This is a genomic window from Nostoc sp. (assembly GCF_036917135.1).
Taxonomy (GTDB): domain Bacteria; phylum Cyanobacteriota; class Cyanobacteriia; order Cyanobacteriales; family Nostocaceae; genus Nostoc.
On the sequence record NZ_JBALEA010000069.1, the window covers coordinates 151,010 to 170,864 of the forward strand.

The 19,855-nt window shown below is 42.4% G+C and carries 18 protein-coding genes and 1 pseudogene; 9 read left to right on the plus strand and 10 right to left on the minus strand.

Annotated elements, in window-relative coordinates; all coding sequences use genetic code 11:
• Window positions 1-298 precede the first annotated feature (298 nt).
• Window positions 299-1,378, minus strand: a complete 1,080-nt coding sequence (gene recA, locus V7K50_RS21050) for a recombinase RecA (protein WP_334963355.1) — start codon at window positions 1,376-1,378, stop codon at window positions 299-301.
• A 548-nt stretch (window positions 1,379-1,926) separates the two neighbouring features.
• A complete protein-coding gene (locus V7K50_RS21055) occupies window positions 1,927-3,609 on the minus strand; it encodes an iron uptake porin (protein WP_334963509.1) in 1,683 nt (560 codons plus the stop codon).
• Between the two features lie 304 nt (window positions 3,610-3,913).
• Here V7K50_RS21055 and V7K50_RS21060 point away from each other — a divergent pair, with 304 nt between their 5' ends.
• Complete coding sequence (locus V7K50_RS21060; protein ID WP_334963357.1) at window positions 3,914-6,292, plus strand: hypothetical protein; 2,379 nt, start codon at window positions 3,914-3,916, stop codon at window positions 6,290-6,292.
• Between the two features lie 8 nt (window positions 6,293-6,300).
• Here V7K50_RS21060 and V7K50_RS21065 read toward each other — a convergent pair whose 3' ends face one another.
• Window positions 6,301-6,429, minus strand: coding sequence for a hypothetical protein (locus V7K50_RS21065; protein ID WP_334963359.1), 129 nt, complete (start codon window positions 6,427-6,429; stop codon window positions 6,301-6,303).
• 19 nt (window positions 6,430-6,448) lie between these two features.
• Entirely contained in the window at window positions 6,449-6,640 is a 192-nt protein-coding gene (locus V7K50_RS21070; RefSeq protein ID WP_334799571.1) for a hypothetical protein, read from the minus strand.
• Window positions 6,641-7,263: 623 nt separating this feature from the next.
• On the opposite strand from V7K50_RS21070, the gene thrC reads away from it, so the two are divergent.
• Window positions 7,264-8,355, plus strand: a complete 1,092-nt coding sequence (gene thrC, locus V7K50_RS21075; RefSeq protein WP_334963361.1) for a threonine synthase — start codon at window positions 7,264-7,266, stop codon at window positions 8,353-8,355.
• A gap of 85 nt (window positions 8,356-8,440) precedes the next feature.
• Here thrC and V7K50_RS21080 read toward each other — a convergent pair whose 3' ends face one another.
• The gene (locus V7K50_RS21080; protein WP_334963363.1) at window positions 8,441-8,917 is read right to left on the minus strand and encodes a hypothetical protein; all 477 of its coding nucleotides are present in this window, start codon (window positions 8,915-8,917) and stop codon (window positions 8,441-8,443) included.
• 599 nt (window positions 8,918-9,516) lie between these two features.
• Here V7K50_RS21080 and V7K50_RS21085 point away from each other — a divergent pair.
• Together V7K50_RS21085 and V7K50_RS21090 are read left to right on the plus strand one after the other, a co-directional pair.
• Window positions 9,517-9,909: a hypothetical protein gene (locus V7K50_RS21085; RefSeq protein WP_334963365.1), complete on the plus strand. Its 393-nt coding sequence runs from the start codon at window positions 9,517-9,519 to the stop codon at window positions 9,907-9,909.
• 237 nt (window positions 9,910-10,146) lie between these two features.
• Complete coding sequence (locus V7K50_RS21090) at window positions 10,147-11,124, plus strand: tetratricopeptide repeat protein (protein WP_334963367.1); 978 nt, start codon at window positions 10,147-10,149, stop codon at window positions 11,122-11,124.
• 88 nt (window positions 11,125-11,212) lie between these two features.
• Here V7K50_RS21090 and V7K50_RS21095 read toward each other — a convergent pair whose 3' ends face one another.
• The 3 genes from V7K50_RS21095 to V7K50_RS21105 all read right to left on the minus strand — a co-directional run bounded on the left by V7K50_RS21095 (window position 11,213) and on the right by V7K50_RS21105 (window position 12,661).
• Complete coding sequence (locus tag V7K50_RS21095; protein WP_334963369.1) at window positions 11,213-11,803, minus strand: DUF411 domain-containing protein; 591 nt, start codon at window positions 11,801-11,803, stop codon at window positions 11,213-11,215.
• Window positions 11,804-11,982: 179 nt separating this feature from the next.
• Window positions 11,983-12,120, minus strand: coding sequence for a hypothetical protein (locus tag V7K50_RS21100; protein WP_334963371.1), 138 nt, complete (start codon window positions 12,118-12,120; stop codon window positions 11,983-11,985).
• Window positions 12,121-12,199: 79 nt separating this feature from the next.
• A complete protein-coding gene (locus tag V7K50_RS21105; RefSeq protein ID WP_334963372.1) occupies window positions 12,200-12,661 on the minus strand; it encodes a pyridoxamine 5'-phosphate oxidase family protein in 462 nt (153 codons plus the stop codon).
• A gap of 457 nt (window positions 12,662-13,118) precedes the next feature.
• Between V7K50_RS21105 and V7K50_RS21110 the strand changes: the two genes are divergently transcribed.
• From V7K50_RS21110 to V7K50_RS21125, 4 genes are all read left to right on the plus strand, one after another.
• Complete coding sequence (locus V7K50_RS21110; RefSeq protein ID WP_334963374.1) at window positions 13,119-13,334, plus strand: bromodomain-containing protein; 216 nt, start codon at window positions 13,119-13,121, stop codon at window positions 13,332-13,334.
• A gap of 57 nt (window positions 13,335-13,391) precedes the next feature.
• Window positions 13,392-13,943 (plus strand): alpha/beta hydrolase, encoded by a 552-nt coding sequence (locus V7K50_RS21115; protein WP_334963511.1) that lies wholly within the window; start codon window positions 13,392-13,394, stop codon window positions 13,941-13,943.
• A 98-nt stretch (window positions 13,944-14,041) separates the two neighbouring features.
• Window positions 14,042-14,614, plus strand: a complete 573-nt coding sequence (locus V7K50_RS21120) for an HdeD family acid-resistance protein (RefSeq protein WP_334963376.1) — start codon at window positions 14,042-14,044, stop codon at window positions 14,612-14,614.
• A gap of 163 nt (window positions 14,615-14,777) precedes the next feature.
• On the plus strand, window positions 14,778-16,856 hold the full coding sequence (locus tag V7K50_RS21125) for a glycoside hydrolase family 10 protein (protein ID WP_334963378.1): 2,079 nt from the start codon (window positions 14,778-14,780) through the stop codon (window positions 16,854-16,856).
• A 241-nt stretch (window positions 16,857-17,097) separates the two neighbouring features.
• Here the strand turns inward: V7K50_RS21125 and V7K50_RS30785 are convergent.
• Both V7K50_RS30785 and V7K50_RS21130 read right to left on the minus strand, forming a co-directional pair.
• Window positions 17,098-17,349, minus strand: a pseudogene (locus tag V7K50_RS30785) (DM9 repeat-containing protein); the annotation flags it as partial.
• A 12-nt stretch (window positions 17,350-17,361) separates the two neighbouring features.
• Entirely contained in the window at window positions 17,362-17,631 is a 270-nt protein-coding gene (locus V7K50_RS21130) for a DM9 repeat-containing protein (RefSeq protein WP_334963379.1), read from the minus strand.
• A 498-nt stretch (window positions 17,632-18,129) separates the two neighbouring features.
• Here V7K50_RS21130 and V7K50_RS21135 point away from each other — a divergent pair, with 498 nt between their 5' ends.
• Window positions 18,130-19,440 carry an efflux RND transporter periplasmic adaptor subunit gene (locus V7K50_RS21135; RefSeq protein WP_334963381.1) on the plus strand — a complete coding sequence of 437 codons (1,311 nt, stop codon included), beginning with the start codon at window positions 18,130-18,132 and terminating at the stop codon, window positions 19,438-19,440.
• Window positions 19,441-19,855 lie beyond the last annotated feature (415 nt).

Below are 19,855 nucleotides of genomic sequence, written 5' to 3' on the forward strand. Positions count from 1 at the left end.
TCGTAGTTAGGACTTTAGTCGGAAATTTTTAAGCACTGAATGAAGTACTTACTACGAACTCAGCAAAACAAGAGAGGCTTTGAATGTTACTCCCCTTCCCTATCTATAAGGGAAGGAGTTGGGGGTTATAGCGGTTCCCATTCAGATGCAGTACAAGGTTACATCACAAGGTGTAGGGGCACGGCATTGCCGTGCCCCTACGGGTGTACCTCACGTAAATGATAACTGCTATAGGTATCTATTAGACTCAACTCAGAAACGCTATATTAGCAGTTCCAGATTAAGAAATCCACATTCCTTATTCTTCTGGCTCTAAATCAGTTTCTTCCTCTTCATCTTCTTCACTGGGTTTAGCTACGGAGTTAGCAGAAACAACAGCACCTTTATCTAGCTTTTCACGCACCAACTGCTTAATTTGTTCAGCAAATTCAGGTTTTTCTTCTAAATACTTAATGGCGTTGTCTCGTCCTTGGGAGACATTCTCACCGTTGTAACTATACCAAGCGCCTTTGCGGATCATAATGCCAGTTTCTTCTGCTAGGTCAACAATACAACCCAGAGTAGAAATACCTTTACCAAAAATAATGTCAAATTCCGCTATTCTGAAAGGCGGCGCTACTTTATTTTTGGCGACTTTGACTTTAACGCGATTACCATATTCATCTGTACCTTTTTTCAAAGTTTGAATTCGGCGAATATCCAACCGCACCGAAGCGTAAAATTTCAATGCGTTACCGCCAGTAGTAGTTTCTGGGCTACCGTAAGTAACACCGATTTTTTGCCGTAACTGGTTGATGAAAATTACTGTACAACCAGATTTACCAATATTTCCAGTAATTTTACGCAAAGCTTGGCTCATTAACCGTGCTTGCAAACCAACGTGGGTGTCACCCATATCACCTTCAATTTCAGCACGGGGAACCAGTGCTGCTACTGAGTCAATGACTACAATATCAACCGCAGCAGAGCGAACCAGCTGATCGACAATTTCCAAAGCTGATTCGCCAGTGTCAGGTTGGGAAATCAGCAAATTGTCAATATCTACACCTAATGCAGCAGCATAAGTAGGATCAAGGGCGTGTTCAGCATCAACAAAGGCAGCAATACCGCCATTTCTTTGCACTTCTGCGAGGGCGTGTAGCGCTACTGTAGTCTTACCGGAACTTTCAGGCCCATAAATTTCTATTACCCGCCCCTTGGGTAAACCACCACCCAATGCTAGATCCAAGGTGAGCGCCCCACTAGAAATTGTCTCCACTCGCATCCGGGTAGCATCGCCCAGGCGCATGATTGCTCCTTTACCAAAGCTCTTTTCAATCTGGTTGAGCACCATAGTCAGCGCTTTTTGCTTGCCAGAAGTATCGGTGTTGATAGCCATTTCTGCCTCTAATGCCTCTAAATATATGGTTTTAACGAGTGTTAGTTTCTGAGTCTGAGTAGAACAGATATACTATTTTAACCAGAAAATTCTGGAATAGGACTTCTTAAATCAAAAAAGGGGTGTGACAAGATCGTAACTCGATCGCTACCACATTAGGGTGGTTCTGCACAATTATACCAACTTGCATTCAGAGATAGCTAAACCACCAAGTACGCTAAATACGCGAACACAGGAGGAATAATTATTGAGTGCAAGCTCACAGAGAATTAGTATAAGTTCTTGTGATTCTATAATATATAGGGCTAGCCCATTGACAGAGACAGCCAACTGTGAATGACTTCTCGTTACAAGGCAGAGCCTTGTAATGCTCTTGTAGGAGGCTCTGCCTCCCGTCAAACAAGCAGGCAGCAGCCCACCTTGATCGCATTCCCAGGCAGAGCCTGGGAACGAGGCAGGGACAAGACTTCTAGTTTAAAAAGCTGACTTGGCATATCATGATTAATGTGTAAAGTGCCTAAGTCTTAAATATTTACGTGGAAGCAGAATTAAAAAGTAAAAGTACTCCGCAGAATGCCGATGGTAACTGAGTCACTATCTGGTGTCTGTCCCGGCTGCAAGATATGAATTATTCCTGGTGTGATGCTGATGTTATCTGTTAGCCGAAAACGATAAAATGCCTCAATTTGAGTAGTACTAGCTGGTTGTCCACCTGCACGTCCTAAACCTGTATTGACAAAATCAGGGACATTATTCCCTACAGGTAGGTCGCTACTGGTGATTTTAGGAGGTTGACCGACATAAATTCCCCCTAAATTTCCTTTAGCAAATAAATCAGGGAAATTCATAAACAGCATATAATTCGTTGTCTCTACATTTCCCGGTTGCCCAGGAATATAAGATTTAGTATAACCACCCCATACACCTGCGCTAATGCGAGGAGAAATTTGCCAAGTTACAGTAGCACCTACGGCGTTGGTTTGTAGTGGTGCTGATTTTCCCGTAGTGGTATTAACTGTAGTTAAGCATTCATCGCCAACAAAGGTTAGTAAACAACCATCTGAAGAGTAATTGTTAACGTAATATAAACTTAAATCTAGAGTATCGGTTGGTGTCAGCAGCAATTGCACACCTGTAGTGGTGGTTCCATCAAATAAACCGCTACCTTTACCGGGATTTCCTGGTTTATAACTAGTATAAATTGCCTGCAAACTAGCACGTTTAGCAAATTGCCAATCAATAGCTATACCGCCGTGACCATATCCCATATTTAAAATTGGGTTTCTTTGGGCAAAATAAGACAACGGCCCTGTTGCAGCACTTTCTACCCGATTTGGCCCTCGGAAAGCAGTTGTCATATTCACATTTTCTGTTCCCACCATTACTGCTAATTTATCTGTTACTAGCCAATGAAAATTCAGGTCACTTACACTTAAGCTATCTGTAGGAAATTCGTAGCCAAGTAAAACATCATTCCGAGAAACACTATTGGTAAATCTAGGCGAAGTTTTGCCTCTACCGTCTACAAGACCTGTAAACAAGTAACTACGGGGAGTGATTTGACTAGTTAAATATAGTTGTGCTAGGGAGATAACATTAATGTTTGTCCCTGCATCATTTGTATCTTTTTGCCCATCTCTAGGATTAACATCACCACGATTGCTAGTCCGTCCTTGAATGCCAACTATCAATAGTCCACTGAGTTTGGTTGTTGCTGAAAATTGCTTGGCTTCGATTTCGGCAGTTCTAGCTTCTAAATTATCGACACGACCCCGTAAAGTCGCTAATTCAGGGGCAAATTCTGACTGTAATTTTTGTAATATTGCTAAATCTTCGCGGGTGACTAAATCACTTGTGGCTGTAGTGATTAATTCGTTGACTCTATCTAAACAAGCATTCACACCGGCGGCAAATTCATATCGAGTTAAGGCGCGATTACCGCGATAGTTGCTATCTGGATAACCTGCTATACAACCATAGCGTTCTACCAAAGACTGTAATGCTTGAAATGCCCAATCGTTGGGTTGTACGTCTTTTAGTTGAGATACCGATGTAACTTGCGCCATCGGATCTTCTGGGGAGAGGGGGGGAGATGAAGATGAGGGGAATGAGGAAATAATATTATCGCTCTTAACTCCTGACTCCTGAGTAGTTATGGTGTTTGTGTACTCTTGTGCTATTGCTTTTTGTACAACTCCGTTTACTCCCGCAATGAGTAACCATGCAAGCATCCAGGTTTGGCGATCGCTGCGGCTAATAAGTCTACCTTTCAACTTTTTACACTCGGCTCACATACTTAAGTGAAGAGTGTATTCGCGATCATCTAGCATTTACATGGGGACATTTACGGATTTTGGCAAAAATTAGACTTAATGCTTCTGGGCAACTTCTGAAAGGGCGAGTATAACGGTGTATTAGGGGCTGGGTACTGGGTACTGGAGACTGGGTACTGGAGACTAAGAAAGGGTTTTTTCAATCCCTAATCCCTAATCCCTAATCCCCAATCTCTAATCCCCAGTCCCTAATCCCTAATCTATGGCAAATCGCTCACGCAAGCTGATGCCAAAAGCCTCGAAATTAAATAAACCTCATGCAGGTATGATGAAACGCGTTGTTAAAAAACCCCAAAAAAGGCTAAAACGGGGAAGTTGGTTGTCGTCAATGCTAGCGATGTCTACGACGGGCTACGCCTACGCAATTCTCTTAAGTAGTGCTAGTATAATTATTGGTTTTGCCTGGATTAGCGTTCTCTTCATCTTCAATCCAGATCGGGTAAGCTGGCTAAATAAAATTTTACCTGCATGGGCACAAATCCCCCTTGGTAAGCATGAACGCCCCCAAACTCTCAAACAAATTCAACTTGATTTGACTAAAAAAAACCAAATTGTCGGAGAAACTCTGCCTTTGTATCAGGATGCGAAAAACTCATTTTTACTGCCAGTTTTTCAACAGCGTCCTAATTGTCAATCTGATTGTCAAGAACTTGTGGAACTCAGGGTTTATCAGCGCTCAGAAGAGTTAGAGTTTAAATCTCAGTCAGAAAATTACTACTATTTAACGACTCAATTATCTGTAACTGGGACAGATGAATCCTCTGTGATTTCTCTCATTCTTGATGGCACATTAGAACTATCAGAACTCCAGGAAAACAGTATTTCCCTACCTTTAACTGAAGTGCAACGCTTTGAAGGTGGGACACCATCACCAGGAGTTTGGTTTAATTTACGGGGTCAACGTCAAGAAGGAACTGGTGCGATCGCTTACGGTGACATCATATACTACAATCCAGAACGCACAAATTTACTACAAATGTTGTCTTGGGCTAGTCCTAATGGACAATTACCCAAATGGCAGCAGGTAACTGGTGATAGTACCAAAGAGTTAGTTATTGATCAAACAGTTGGTTTAGAACCGCACTTACAGGTTTATCAAGTCAAGCCTTTGAAGTTATTCCTCAAACCAATTCAATTGGAGGCGATTACCCTCAAACCACCAACCCTCAAGGATTCTGCATACCAAAATGCCCTATCAATTGCCCGTAGCGGACTATGGACACCAGCCTTTGAATGGCTGAAATTCATCAAGAAACAGCGCAAAGGAGTTTTACCAGAGGCGGCGCAAGGGCAAATGGATTTGATTCGCTTGCATTCCCAATTCACTAAAACCCAAGCCGATAAAACTTGGGCAAGTCCTAGTCAAGAAGCGCTGGCAAATTTAATTGATGGCCGCTGGAGTAAGGCTTTACAGGTATTTGAAGCGTCGCCACGTAATGCCCAAGAAATTGCTACCCTACTCAAAGCTGATAAAAACCGTTTATGGAATCGCAGTGCGGCGGCTTTGCGGGTGAACCCAAATAGACTAGATGTGCAAGCTTGGTTCGCTTTGATTTTAGCAGTTCAAAGGGGAGAAGGACACGCTACTTCCTGGTTAAAGGCGCAACCAAAAATCACAAAAGAGAATCTTGCCTATATTCAAGATTTGTTAGCAAGACTCAATGGTGAGAATACAAAGTCGCAAATATCTAGTCAAATTGTTGGTACAGTGCAACCAATCACTCAAGTTACTAAAACCGAGTGGCTCCAACCAAATTCTACCGCAGATTTGAAACTCACAGATAACCAAGTTTGGTATCAGGTGGAGGTGAGTGCATTTAATGACGGGAAACGTTGGTTAAATTCCCCCTTTGAGAATTTCAACCCACCCGAAACTGACGCGGCCAAATTTTTCTGGAAAACTTTGGGAATCACTTCTGACCCGGAAATTCAGATTGTGGTCTGGTTGCCAAATGGAGAACAACAAATTACTATAGCCGCTATCAAAGCAGTGCAAGTTCGGGGTAAAGTTTTGCGCCTATTAGTTGCTGGGCCAAAAATTCCAGAGAATCAAAACGATGTTCTCCAACCCAAACCTTTAGCCTTGACAAATGCAGCACTGGAATGGGTGCAACCATATCCTATTACTCTACGAGAACTGTATCAACAAAATCCTCAAAGGGTGAAGGTAATACTATCGAGCGTGTGGCAATCTTTACAGCAATCTGGTGAACTTGCGGCTGGTAGTATTCCTAGTTTTGAGCAGATGCAGGAAAAATTGGGTGATTGGCCTGTTCAAGTGATTGATTTAACAAATAACGGTCAACCGGAAATAATACTGACTATCTCAGCAGAAGCAATAGCATCCTTGAATCAGTCTAAACCTGGAATTCAGGGCGAAAACACAGAGCAACACCGTGACCGCACTATAATTTTGTCCGATAGAAATCAAGTCATTTACAGTGATTTTACAGGAAATGACCGACAAAGATTGTCTGCGATCGCCAAGCTTTCTGGCGTGCAATCCTTAGCTTTATTAGTCGAAAATGCTCATAACTACAGTTTGAGGCGCTGGTCAGAGAAAAATCAGCGCTTTGAGTAGCACGCCCTTTACTCCAATTTAGATTTAGAGAGGGTGAAAGCGTAGGCGTAGCCCGCACTTCGGCTCCTTTCGACTTCGCTACCTCGGCTTCGCTCGGCACAAGTCAAGGCAAGTCGCTCAGTGACCGTCGTAGACATCGCTATCTACAAAACTGACTTATTCTTTTTGGCTGGTTTCGGCTAAACGTTGGTGCTTCAGGTTTTCCAACTGCTGCAACAGAGAGTCTACTTCTGCTTGCAAGTGCATCAATTTAGCTTGCTGATCGTCTTGATAATAAGACTTGGTTAACTTACTGACCCAGTTAGTCTGGGACTCGCGATCGGAAACACTAGATAAACAAGTAGGCATCGCTAATTAAATCCATAATTTAACTCACACCATTAGAAATATTATAATAATGCTTTTTTAAGCTTTATTAAATTATTGTGTATTTTCAATCAATTACTCTAATGGATTTCAGGTTCAATCATAAGAGACGGTGATCGTAATGGCTGTGTTCCAAAGAAAACATCGCTCCAGCGCTCCAGGTGTGCAAATCTTCTGTTCTGCCGTACACCTTCACTATCAGAAAGCTACACGCAGCATCTCCAAGCTAATTTGTTGAACCGAAGGGCACCGTGGCGGTTATGATAAACTGACGTTCTAAATAAACGCCGTGGGCAACTTTCTCTCAGACCTAACCCCCAACCCCTTCCCTTGTAGGGAAGGGGGGCAAGAATCAAAGCTTCTCTCCCTGTGGAGGAGAGGTTTTGAGAGGGGTTCTAAAGATAAGTTGGACATCGCGTTAAATAAAATAAAAAATCGCAAGTTAAACGCCTGCACCACAAAAAATAATATTCTTAATGGAATTAAGGGACTCTTAACTGGGAACTGGCAACGAAAAATTCACTTTCTTCCTCTTCCCCATTTTGCGTTTCCTGATCCCACCCTCTCTAAATATCCAATCCTTACATTCAAAAATTTTAAATCCCGTGACTTTGAGCCTGTCTGTTGCTACATCTCATCGCCAACCCTGGCCTGGACTGATAGAAGCCTATCGCCAATACTTGCCTGTCAGCGAAACAACGCCGATTGTCACTCTGTTGGAGGGTAACACACCTCTAATACCAGTGCCAGCGATCGCAGAACGCATTGGCAGACAAGTACGTGTTTTTGTAAAATATGACGGTCTGAATCCCACCGGCAGCTTCAAAGACCGGGGGATGACTATGGCAATTTCCAAGGCCAAGGAAGCAGGGGCAAAAGCAGTAATTTGTGCCAGCACGGGCAATACTTCCGCCGCCGCCGCCGCTTATGCCAGACGTGGCGGTATGGATGCCTTCGTACTGATTCCCGACGGCTATGTGGCGCTGGGCAAGTTAGCTCAAGCGTTGCTATATGGGGCAGAAGTATTGGCAATTAAAGGTAATTTTGACCAAGCCCTAGAAATTGTCCGCGAGATGGCCAAAAGCTATCCGATTACTTTGGTGAATTCAGTCAATCCCTACCGCTTAGAAGGGCAGAAAACAGCAGCCTTTGAAATTGTCGATGTGCTGGGTGATGCGCCAGACTGGGTGTGTATCCCCGTAGGCAATGCAGGGAATATCACAGCATATTGGATGGGATTTTGTCAATATCATCAAGCCGGAAAGTGCGATCGCTTACCCCGAATGATGGGATTCCAAGCCGCAGGTGCAGCCCCCTTAGTACATGGTCAGCCAGTACCGCATCCCGAAACCCTCGCCACAGCAATTCGCATTGGCAACCCTGCTAGTTGGGAATTAGCGATCGCAGCCCAAACCGCCAGTCAGGGAAATTTCCACGCCGTTACCGATGCCGAAATTCTCGATGCTTATCGACTTTTGGCAGCATCAGAAGGCATCTTCTGCGAACCTGCTAGCGCCGCTTCTGTAGCTGGTTTGTTGCAGGTGAAAGACCAAATTCCCACAGGAGCGACCGTGGTTTGCGTCCTCACAGGCAATGGTCTCAAAGACCCAGATACAGCCATTAAACACAATCACAGTCAATTTCAACAGGGTATTGCAGCAGAATTGGGCGCAGTCGCCAAGGCAATGGGATTTTAGGGCATTGGGGATTGGGCATTGGGGCGGGGTGCAGGGGGCAGAGGGGAAAACTCTTCTCCCTGCTCCCTCATCTTCCTCATCTTCCTCATCTCCCCACTCCCTGCTCCCCCTTCTCCTTTGCCCCTGCTCGTTCGCGTGTCAAGCTATCAATAGCATCACCCAAGGCGGTAGTAAGATTATTGCGGGTTTGGGCGTGACTGTCTTGCTCAGTTTTCAAAGCTTGCAAAAGGCGATCGCGTTCTTTGATCATGGCGATGAGTTTAGCTTGCAAGTCCTCCATAGATTTTAATTGTTCTATTTCTTGTTGGATCGCTGTAACTGGTGTAGCAGCCAGTGTCCCTGTCTCAATACCTTGGAGTTTGTGCAAATCTGCCTTCAGGGATGCGATCGCCAGTTGGGACAGTTGGGCATCTGTGCGCCGTTGTTCTGCCTCTGTGTTATAAAGCTTACGCCATTTTTGGGCACTTTCCCAAGCCGCATCGCGATCGCGTTGAAGTTCTGCCATCTGCTCTTTGATTGTCTGAATTTCTGTCAACCACTGCTGGGTTAAATCTTGATTCATAAATTAATAGTCATCAGTCAAGAGTCAATAGTTATTATTCTGCTATCCCAGATTGCTTTATGTCTCTATCTAGCTCCAGCAAGTTTTCCAAACTCGACCAAATTTAAATATGCGTTATCCACAACCCTTGTAGAGACGTAGCAGTGCTACGTCTCTACAAAGATTTTGGTATTAGAGGTTGTTTGAAAAGTGTTTCCCTGTGGCTTTACGCACCTTGAGATCCCCCCTAACCCCCCTTAAAAAGGGGGAAGAATCAAAGTCCCCCTTTTTTAAGGGGAGCCACTGCGGTCTTCTCCCAAGGGGAGACGCTAAAAGCGATGGGGTCTCCCCAAGTAGAGGAGCCAGCCGCGTGGGCGGGTTTCCCGACTTGAGCGGACTGGCATCAAGTGGCATGGATTTCGGGGGATCTAAAACTTTTGATACCGACAAGAGGACTTTTCAAACATCCTCTTACGTAAAATCGTTTTGCATTTAGCCCACCCTTTTGGATGAGTCATAGATCAACCGATCAGGTGACCTGACTGAAGGAAGCTGAGATTAATAATAAAGGGGACTCTATTAATAAAGGACACGGATTGCATTTTACCTAAGAAAAACCTATGAAGTTTGTCACCTTAATAAATTCTGCACTCATTTTTGCTTCTATTACCCTTATACCTGGAATTGCTGGCGCTCAAATAGCTACTACCAACAGCAGGGAAACAATCGCTATTAACTCTAACAATTTGCCCAGTAACTCGACTTCTGCAAGTTACTTACAACCATTCAATCTAGTTACTTTTGCTTATCAGGGAGGTCTGAAAAAACACGGTATTCCTAGCGGAGACACGCTAGTATTAGAGACTCAGAAAAAAAATATTATTGCGAAAGATTTGGTTAAGGCTGCTGTGAATGCAGATCAATTACCATCACAACTTTTAAACGACCAAAATTATCTAAGTGCTGTTAATTTACAACTTAATGCATTGCCCGATTATGCTGCTGCTGATTGATTTGGTTTTATTATATATTTTTAGAAATCTAAATTTTTCAACATACCTATATTGCTACCCTTGTTACCAATATAAATAAAAGCCTTTTATACACAGCGATCGCTGTGTATAAAATAAAGTTTGATATTCAAGAACAATTTATAGATTTTGAGATAAGTTGCACTTCTGGTGTGCTAAAAGCTCAGAAAATTGTATAATCGACAGCTTATTGAGCAAAAATTTCGTTTTCTATAGAGAATGACAGAAGTAATTAGATCGGGGAGCCGAAATAACATTGAGTCCATTGAGTTTGAAGAGCAGTCCTTAGAAGAAGCTAGAGAAATAGGCGATTCTCCAGAGGAGAGCCTTTGCCAATTTAACGAGGAAGTCATTTCTTTAGGAAATTTGGGCAATACTTACGAGTCACTAGGCGAGTACGACCTGGCAATTGAATTTTATCAGCAGTGGTTGGATATAGCTAGAGAAATAGGCGATCGCAACGGGGAAGCCAAATCTTTGTCGGGGTTGGGTAACGCTTACCAATCACTAGGTAAATACCAGCGAGCGATTGAATTTTATCACCAATGGTTGAGTATCACCAGAAAAATAGGCGATCGCACTGGAGAAGGCATCAGCTTGGCAAGTTTGGGCAATACTTATGAATACCTGGGTAAGTATGAGCAAGCGATTGAATTTTATCAGCAGTGGTTGAGTATAACCAAAAAAATCGGCGATCGGACTGGGGAATGTATTTGCTTGGGAAGTTTGGGCAATACTTATGAATCATTGGGGGACTACCAACTGGCAATTGAGTTTTACCAACAATGGTTAGATTTAGCAAGATTCATCAGCGATACCTACGGTGGGCAAAGCCAACGCAATGGGGAAGCTATGGCCTTGAGTGCCTTGGGCAGTGCTTATAAGGCTTTGGGACAGTACCAAAAGGCGTTTGAGTTTCATCACCATTCATTAGAGATTAGAAAGGCTCTCGATGACCGAAATGGCGAAGCAAACGCCTGGTTTAATTTAGGTTTAGTCTTAGAAAAAATCAATCGAGAATCAGAAGCGATGGATGCCTTTTGCAATGCCCGCAAAATTTATCACGCAATGGGACTTGATGCAAGTCTGCAAGATTGTAACCATGCCATTGAGGTTCTTTCTCAAAATGTTGCAAAAGTAACATCTGGCTTCTGGTTTGGGAGATGGTTAAGTCATTTAGGGATTTTCAACAAATAAATTACTACTACTTGTAGAATCGGCTTTTCGTCCCACCCCACAAGTAGTAGTTAAGTATTTTTTATTTGGAAGTCCCTAATTAATTCACTCAGGACTCATCACGATACTTATTAAATACTGCAACTGAGTCATTGCGATCAAAGGAAAATACAGAAAACGGGTCTTTTCGATTCCCCATCTCCATCCCAGGAGTACCTACAGGCATTTGGGGAACAGATAAACCAACAACATTTGGCTTTTCTTGAAGCAGACGTTTGATGTCATCTGCTGGGACGTGTCCTTCAATAACATATCCATTCACAATTGCTGTGTGGCAAGATGACAAGTTATCTGGTACTTTGTACTTTTGTTTAACTGTTTCGATGTCAGGTGTAGAGAAATCTGTAATTTTAAAACCCTGTGCCTTTAAGTGATCAATCCACCCACCACAACAGTTACAATCGGGACTGTGATATACAGTGGCATTTAGCGTTGTTGATTTTAATCGTATCTGTTGATCCTGGATGCCTCGATTGGAACTTACTGGTTGAGCATGAGCATAACTCATAGAAGCAGTACTTCCCCAGATGCCCAAAACCCCTGCTGTTAGAGAAATTATTACCATTACTCGCACAGCAGTAGGTATCAAGATGGGAAGTAAGCATTTTTGCCAGCAATAAATAAATTGTTTGTGCGACATCTGAGACTTCCTAAGTACAAAATTGTAGGAATTTGTAACTAATTCTCTTCAAAAATACTCTGCGTACCTTTGCGCTAAAAAAGGCTACAATATAGATACTGTAGCCTTTTTTAGTAAAAATAGAGGAAGCGATCGCTGGATGATTAATACTTTGATTTAGCAATGCTTGTCCTTTAGTTCTATTCTGGCTTTTTGTGCCAATAGCCATTATCGCCTTTTTCGTAATCGCGCTTTACCTCTAAAGGCAGATGCTTTTGATCTGCCATTGCTTTTGTGTGATTAAAAATACTTAATATGTGCCAATTTCGTCCATCCAAAATTTACACGCTTGACAATAATTCGTAATTCATAATTAAATTCTTAACTACGAATTACGAATTAAAAGTTACGAATTAGTTAAATGTGTGATGGTGTCAACAGACTAATTGTTTGTGGCTTAAAACTCGATGCACTATCCCAATAATTTACCTGGTTAATATTCACCTTCAGCAAAGCAATATCGGGTTCGTCCAGTCCTTTAGGAAACCAGGTTTGAAGTTCTGGCTTCCATAGCTCTCGTAACTTGTTGCGGTCTTCCACTAGTTGCGCTGTACCTGAGATAGAAACGTATCGCTGCTGTTGGGATGACGAGAAACTAACATTGACCTGCTCATGATGTTCAATCTCAGTCACCTTATGGGAGGCCGCATAAGTAAAAAACCAGAGTGTGGCATCAGAGCTAATCTCGCCACTCTTGGACATCGGGTAACTATGCAAGCTGCCGTCATCATCGACTGTGGTAAACATACCATAATCAATATTTTTGATTAGTTCACGCAGCTTGGTAATCTGCTGATCGTTGTCTGTAGAAGTTGCCATTGTTTGTATTTTTTATCTATTTCCTTTTTCTGGGCTGTAAATTTTTAATTACAACCAGATTAAAGGTTGGTAAACTTATTTCTCAGTATTCACCTTTTGAGTTGCAATTGCGTGAGCCTAGAGGTGTAAATTTCATAGAATTACTTCCTTTAATTATATCTATAGAAATATTACTTGAGAGCCACTGCTGGATGTCTGCATGAATTGTAGGTATGACATTTGCGACCAGATTCAGTGATGCGATCGCCGATGGTTTTTTCAATGAAAATATAAGACCATCTAGTGTCCTCAAGTAAAGACTATAACCATAGTGATTATATTTGCAATGTTTCATTCATAACTCGTTATGTACCTTCTGAATGAGCTTCTTCAACCCATAGCAGGAGTATCATTTTCCATTAAACACCTACCATAAATAACTAGATAATCAAATTGCAGTATATGTGCCTTTCAACTTATGGACTGGAAGTACAGGTGGAAAAATGGCTATAAACCAAGCCGAGATGAAGCGGCAAAAAACCCTCATTTATTAGATGAAAGTCAGTTCACTAATGAGCAAGACCGAAAGCTGGCTGAAGAATCTGCAAGGAAGCATTTAGGCATACCTGCACCAACTTTAGATGAAGATCAGTCAATACTACCTCATGCAGCTTCGCCTAATGAAAATGTTTGATACTTAAGACATAGGCGAAAATTGCCTATACTCTACACCATCATCAAGTTAGACAAAATGCAGATTTATCAACTTTTCAATGGATTAAACAGTAGGAAATTCACGAAGTTACTCACTCAGACAGTAGCTTTAGGCGTAGGCGCTTTTGTTCTACTCTCAACGACTAATGCTTATGCTGCCGAGCAAGTTATTTTAAAGTATGGTAATTTTCAGGGGCAAATATCTGTTGAAGAATTAAGTCAGTTTACAGAAACAGGCAAGACTACCCCGACATTAACAGCTTATTTGCAAGCGGCTAAACAAGACCCCGCAATAGCTCGTAAGGCACTAAAAGCCCCAATAAAAGCTGATCCTGCCTTTTTAAATAACTTACTGTCAAGCTGGGCTGGGCCAATTTTAGTTAACCAAATTGGTGAGGTAGTTCACCCTCCCGCAGGACAACTCGATCAGCAAGCCCTGCGAAGCGCTTTAAGCGCATCTATTAAACAAAAGGGTGAAGTTACACTGCTTGGAGCTATTCAGAATTATCCTAATACTTCTGTTGAACTTGAAGGCGATCGCCTCATCTCTGTTTATGAGCGCCTAAGCAATCTGGCAGCACTTTTGTAAGTTAATACCGATGGCTCTACCTATGGGTTGTAGCCTGTTACTCAAAAATTCCCTAACGTAATTATAGAGTTTAGTTTAACCACAGGGAAAAGATTTTTATGACAACCGATGTTTCTAGAGATACTAACAAGGATGTTAATGGATCGCTGATAAGTGGTATTATCCTGAGTGTTTTGGGGGTTATTGCGATCGCAGCACCTAATTTCACCACCCTATTTGCCGAAAGCTGGATTGCGGTGATTTTGATTTTCGCCGGATTTACAAAACTAGTTTATGCCACTCAAACCCGCGAACAAGGGGGTTTTATTTGGAAACTTCTATTGAGCGGACTTTATATTGCAACGGGCGTAATGCTGTTTGTTTACCCTTTTACTGGTGTTCTGACACTGACTCTGTTACTGGGTACTTTTTTGCTAACTGAAGGTACATTTGAGTTAATTCTAGCCTTCCAATTACGTCCCCAAAATAACTGGATATGGGTACTACTTGATAGCATTATTACCCTAGTCTTAGGCGGAATGATTTGGTTTCAGTGGCCTTTCAATGCGCCCTGGCTTCTTGGGACACTGGTTGGTGTAAGTATTCTCTTCACCGGCATTTCACGCGTGATGTTCTCATTGAATGCGCGTTCTACCTCGAATCCTTCTGACCAAGCTACAAATGCTACTTAGTAGATGGGAGTGGGCAGTGGGGAGTGGGGAGATGAGGGAAATGAGGGAGAAAAAACCAATGCCCCATTCCCAAAGTTTACAAGACATTGCAGCAGCGATCGCCTTTGAATTGCTAAATTAACTAAGGAAATCAAAATCAAGGCCAGCTAGCTGCTTTTCAACAATGGTATCTACTGCTACTCCCTTCTCGGATATCCAAAACCATTGGGCACGCTTATTTATTACAGCCTTAGCCCAACGTGGTATTGTCAGTGGGTTGCCGAATGGCGTTTATCGTCCCGATAACTCACTCACCCGCGCTGAATTTGCCACCATCGTCACCAACGCATTTAGGACAGTTACCAAGAAGCGGCAGTATGTCCCGTTTGTTGATGTGCCCACTAATTATTGGGCAGCAGCCGCCATTCAAACAGCTTACGAAAAAGCATTTATTAGCGGGTTTCCTGATAATACCTTCCGTTGGGCTAACCGAATTACTAGAATAGAAGTCTTAGTTTCTTTGGTGGGAGGCTTAGAAATTGCCACCAAGGTAAAATCTGACCTCCTCTTACAACTGCCACAAATTTATCAAGATTCTGTTCAGATTCCTGGGTATGGTAGAAATCAGGTAGCTATTGCCACCAGCGCTGAATTAGTGGTTAGTTTCCCAAATATTAAATTACTCAATCCCAATCTCGCAGCCACTCGTGCAGATGTGGCAGTGATTATTTATCAAGCTTTGGTGTATTTAGGTCAGGCAGAAAAAATTGCTTCTACTTACCTAATACAGCCGCCAATCTTAACCCCCGCACCGACACCAATACCAACACCAATACCAACACCAATACCAATACCAACGCCCACACCTATCGGCAGTGTTAGGGTAAATCATAGCCGGGAATTCCGGGGGGCATGGGTAGTATCTGTGTGGAATGGTGATTGGCCTTCGAAAACGGGACTTTCTGTTGCCCAACAAAAAGCTGAACTCACCGAGATTATTACTAAATTACAAGCGCTAAACTTCAATGCCCTGATTTTCCAGGTGCGACCAGAGGGAGATGCTTTGTATGAATCGAAATTAGAGCCTTGGAGTGCTTGGATTACGGGAACTCAGGGTCAAGCACCAGAACCATTTTATGATCCTTTAGCCTTTGCGATCGCAGAATGTCACAAGCGCAATATTGAACTCCATGCTTGGTTTAACCCCTACCGCGCCAGCACATCCACCGACCCAGCCAAAACAGTCCGTCCCCACATCGCCGCTACCAATCCCGAAAGCGTTTATTTGTGGAAAACTCAACGCTGGATGGACCCAGGACTGAAAGTAGTTCAGGACAGAGCTTATAACGTAATTCTCGACGTAGTGAAGCGCTACGATGTTGATGGCATTCACTTAGATGATTATTTCTATCCATATCCTATTGAGGGACAGTCTTTTCCCGATGACAAAACCTACGCTGCATATAAGGCAATCGGTGGTACACTCAGCCTTGGCGACTGGCGACGAGACAATGTTAACAAAATGGTACAGCGCCTCTACCAGGGAATTAAAGCCACCAAACCAGACGTGAAATTTGGTATTAGTCCCTTTGGAATTTATCGCCCCGGACAACCCACTGGGATTACTGGATTAGATGCTTATAACGTGCTGTATGCCGACTCGAAAAAATGGTTAGAAGAAGGTTGGATTGATTATATCGCGCCTCAACTTTACTGGCGCACAGATCAACCACAACAAAGTTATCCGGCGTTGCTAAAGTGGTGGACACAGGTAAACACAAAGCAAAGACACGTTTACGCTGGGAACAATTTGACAGAACCAAGCAACAAGAGTCGGGAGAGTGATGAGATTGAAAAGCAGGTGAAAATTAGTCGTAGCCAAGCTGGACAATTGTCACTGGGGAATATCTTCTTTAATCTCAGTGTTTTGACAGAAAATAGTCAGGGTATTGCTGATAAATTCCAAAGTCTGCTTTATAACAAACCTGCTTTACCTCCCACTTTGTCTTGGCAGAATACAACCCCACTACCTGCACCAATTGGATTACAAGTCAATAACCGCAAACTGAGTTGGCAGCCTGGAGATAATCAGCCGGTTCGCTCTTGGACACTTTATCGGCTGAGTGGCGATACTTGGACAATTCAACGAATTTTGTCTGCTGGTACAACCTTCGCTACCGTCCAACAAGGGGGAAGCTATGCCGTGTGTGCGGTGGATAGATTGGCGAATGAGAGTGTGGGAACAGTTATTACAGTGAGTTGAATAAAACCCGGATTTCTTACAAGCTATAAAAAATCCCATTTACTGACTTCTCACCTACAAATACGTAGCCAGTTTGTAGCGTACAGCATTCACGGATTTTACAAGCCCTAAATGTATGGTAGGGACTGGAATAGCGTTACTGAGCCGACGATTCTTGCTGGCATGAGCTTTGGAGTTGACCTTTTGAGGATCTGCTCATGCCATTTTTCTCCATCTTCACCAAAAGTTGCCAAGTACCAATTTATTTTGCAGTTAGAATTTGGAAATAGCTTTTGTATTGGTACTCTAGTCCTCCATATGAAACGTAGCAGATTTTGTTTGGTGGATAGTATTTCCCAGGTGCATATCCCGTAGAAAGGATGGCTCTGCAAACATATAATGTGTTTTTCCCATTATCTTCATTGCCCCCCCAAACTCGATCATTAGGCAACTTCCCCGAAAAATTTATCCATTTCCAGTTATTTCCTGTTAGTACACGATATTTTGTGTAGTGATATTCTTTACCTCACCACGGGATGTAGCAATATTTATAACTTGGTGCTGCCATCTTTCCAGGTGTATACTCCCCATCATGTATAGCTTGACAAACATACAGTTTAGTTCCATTCTGACTGCCACCTACAACAGCATTATGAGGTAAAGTTCCGCTTTTTCCTGGAGTCCATAAAACACCCGCTAATGCAGGTAATCCTATAGAAACGGCTATTCCAACTGCTAGCAGTGTAGCGATCCGATTAAATTTTATTAAATTTGTTGCGATAGTTTTAAATTGCATATTTGATCAACTCCCAATTTTTATAAAAATCGTAAAACCAACCTTTTGGAGAGTGGTGAATAATAAATTAATCTTTGAAAAAAATCAACTTATTAAAAAACCTATTTAATATTTTCATGTGTTATTATGCGTTCGGAAAAGAAAAATAAAAAGTTACAGTTACATTATTGCAAAATTCAGTAAACCAAAAGTTTTTAGAAGCCTTACCATCTGCACATTTCAGCTAAAGCCACCGACCTCGCCACTGCCCTACCACTGTTGCAGCGATCGCTGTGGGGATGGGTATGCCACCATCACCAAACGTTGTCCATGATAACTGGATGGAAAATTAGGGATTCACCTTTCGGTAGATTTAGATAGAATCATCAAAACTGTATATTTGGATGGGGTAACACATCATTTGCCATAAAACCTCATGCCAAATCAGTAATTTCAAGATCAACAGATGAAATTTTGATTCAATTCTAGTTAATTTGTTCCTTAAGTTCCTCAAAAGCCATGACATCCCCTGAGCCTCAAACTGATTTTGGAGAAAAAGCTCCAGAAACCTCATTTGAGCCACCTTCTGGAAAACGGCGGTGGCTTTGGTTATTTTTACCTGCACTTCTATTGTTAGGAGGCGGAACAGCTCTAGTTTGGCGTTTGCTCACTCCGCAAAATTCAGTACCTTCACCTGCGATCGCTCAACCTCAAGGGGTAAGAGTCAAAATATCCACTGTCCAAAGTGGCATAATTGAGGAAAGTTCAGATTTTATTGCTAGCCTAAAATCCGAGCGCTCAGTCATACTCCAGCCAAGGATTCAGGGCCAAGTTACCCAGATACTTGTAAAATCGGGAGATTCAGTCCCGGCAGGAGCGGCAATTCTCCAAGTAGATCGTACCCCACAAGCTGCGATCGCTCTTAACAATACTGTGCCTCAAGCATTTTTAATGCAACTGGCAAATGCCCGCGCTACACTCAAATCTCTAGAAGCAGAACGACCATCCTACGTTGCAAATGTGCAATTATACCAGCAGAACTACGAAAAGTTTGTCAGCCTAGCTCAACAAGGAGCCGTATCTCGACAGACTAGCAATCAGATTGCTGATCGCCTCGCCACTGCTAAGACTAGTCTTGATGCAATTGATTCCAGGATTCAAGCACAACGAGCCACCATTTTGCAGGCTGAAAAATCCTTGCAGCAAGCTAATGTAAATACTCAAATACAACAGCCCCAGTCCGACAAAATTACCGCTCCCTTTAGTGGCACAGTTAGTAACATCGCTGTGAAAGTCGGTGATTTAGTTAATACTTCCACACCATTAGTTAATATCACCCAAAATCAACCTTTAGAAGTTAATATTTCTGTGCCACTACAGCAAGGTACTCAATTGCGTAAGGGAATGCCAGTGGAGGTAATGAACACGCAAGGTCAAAAGCTTGGTAGAAGTAGGATATTTTTTATTGCACCTAATGCCAGTAATGAGACACAAACCATACTGGTTAAAGCACTTTTTGACAACCATAACGGTCAGTTACGTGCAGATCAATTGGTAAGGGCGAGAGTGTTCTGGAATCAGCGCCCCGGAGTTTTAATCCCTACAACAGCAATGACTCGTATAGCTGGAGACACTTTTGTTTATGTAGTTGAAACCGAAAAATCTCCCCAAGGTATATCCCAACAAATAGCTCGGCAAAGGCGAGTCAAGTTAGGCGAAATCAAAGATAATAATTACCAAGTTATTGATGGGTTACAGCCAGAAGATAAAGTTATTATTTCAGGGTTACTCAATATTAGGGATGGTGTTGCGATCGTTCCAGAATCTTAATGAGGGGGAGTTAGGAGTTAGGAGTTATTATTTCCCGCCTACCCAATGCCCAAGATTAGTGCGATCGCTAAATTTAACCAAATTAGCAGAAGACAGTAAGTAGGTAGGCACAATTAAACCGAACTACGTAAACTTATGTAAAGCACCAGAAACGCTTTGAATGTAAGCTTTTAAGCGATTTACATTTATTAATCTAGTTGTGTTTTTTAGCGCCCACCTACTTACGTTCAATCTATATGCGATTTGATGTACTGTTTTCTTATTTGCAATTATTACAAAAATCAGGAAAAGTTCTCTTTTAGTGCAAATAGTACTCAGTAATAATTGCTCATTAACTGCTTGAGAAAAATTATTATATTTTCAACTTTATACAAGTAAAATTGCCCAAAAGTAAATATTTGGTTAACAATCAATT

Coding starts and splice junctions, on each gene's coding strand:
- recA (WP_334963355.1), bottom strand. CDS start 1,378: ATGGCTATCAACACCGATACTTCTGGCAAGCAAAAAGCGCTGACTATG.
- V7K50_RS21055 (WP_334963509.1), bottom strand. CDS start 3,609: ATGCTTGCATGGTTACTCATTGCGGGAGTAAACGGAGTTGTACAAAAA.
- V7K50_RS21060 (WP_334963357.1), top strand. CDS start 3,914: ATGGCAAATCGCTCACGCAAGCTGATGCCAAAAGCCTCGAAATTAAAT.
- V7K50_RS21065 (WP_334963359.1), bottom strand. CDS start 6,429: ATGTCTACGACGGTCACTGAGCGACTTGCCTTGACTTGTGCCGAGCGA.
- V7K50_RS21070 (WP_334799571.1), bottom strand. CDS start 6,640: ATGCCTACTTGTTTATCTAGTGTTTCCGATCGCGAGTCCCAGACTAAC.
- V7K50_RS21080 (WP_334963363.1), bottom strand. CDS start 8,917: ATGAATCAAGATTTAACCCAGCAGTGGTTGACAGAAATTCAGACAATC.
- V7K50_RS21085 (WP_334963365.1), top strand. CDS start 9,517: ATGAAGTTTGTCACCTTAATAAATTCTGCACTCATTTTTGCTTCTATT.
- V7K50_RS21090 (WP_334963367.1), top strand. CDS start 10,147: ATGACAGAAGTAATTAGATCGGGGAGCCGAAATAACATTGAGTCCATT.
- V7K50_RS21095 (WP_334963369.1), bottom strand. CDS start 11,803: ATGTCGCACAAACAATTTATTTATTGCTGGCAAAAATGCTTACTTCCC.
- V7K50_RS21105 (WP_334963372.1), bottom strand. CDS start 12,661: ATGGCAACTTCTACAGACAACGATCAGCAGATTACCAAGCTGCGTGAA.
- V7K50_RS21110 (WP_334963374.1), top strand. CDS start 13,119: ATGGACTGGAAGTACAGGTGGAAAAATGGCTATAAACCAAGCCGAGAT.
- V7K50_RS21115 (WP_334963511.1), top strand. CDS start 13,392: ATGCAGATTTATCAACTTTTCAATGGATTAAACAGTAGGAAATTCACG.
- V7K50_RS21120 (WP_334963376.1), top strand. CDS start 14,042: ATGACAACCGATGTTTCTAGAGATACTAACAAGGATGTTAATGGATCG.
- V7K50_RS21125 (WP_334963378.1), top strand. CDS start 14,778: ATGGTATCTACTGCTACTCCCTTCTCGGATATCCAAAACCATTGGGCA.
- V7K50_RS21130 (WP_334963379.1), bottom strand. CDS start 17,631: ATGCAATTTAAAACTATCGCAACAAATTTAATAAAATTTAATCGGATC.
- V7K50_RS21135 (WP_334963381.1), top strand. CDS start 18,130: ATGACATCCCCTGAGCCTCAAACTGATTTTGGAGAAAAAGCTCCAGAA.